Annotated in this window: 1 pseudogene; it reads right to left on the bottom strand. The window is 48.0% G+C overall.

From position 1 onward, the window contains the following. Positions 1–323, bottom strand: a pseudogene (locus tag ACTHS8_RS10840) (transcriptase subunit beta); the annotation flags it as partial.

The following is a 323-nucleotide window of genomic DNA, read 5'->3' as shown; positions in this document are numbered from 1 at the left end:
CTACCAAAGTAGACAAACCGGTTACATCGTCGGTTTGTTTCGCAACAGTAAAACCCACTTCCACGGTTTCGAATTTCACCATACCTGCATGTTCGGTAATCATCGGACGGGTATGAGGATCCCAAGTTGCCAAGGTTTGACCAGCTTTAATGGATTCGCCGTCTTGTACCAGCAGGATTGCACCGTAAGGTACTTTGTGACGTTCACGTTCGCTACGGATATCGTCGTGAATCACTACTTCACAAGTACGGCCGATGACAACCAACTCGCCTTTGTTGTTAGCAACGTAACGCATTTGGCTGCTGAAACGTGCTGTACCGTTG

It is taken from the genome of Neisseria sp. P0016.S008, assembly GCF_051957775.1.
Taxonomy (GTDB): Bacteria; Pseudomonadota; Gammaproteobacteria; order Burkholderiales; family Neisseriaceae; genus Neisseria; species Neisseria flavescens_B.
This window is presented reverse-complemented; position numbering and strand designations above follow the sequence as displayed.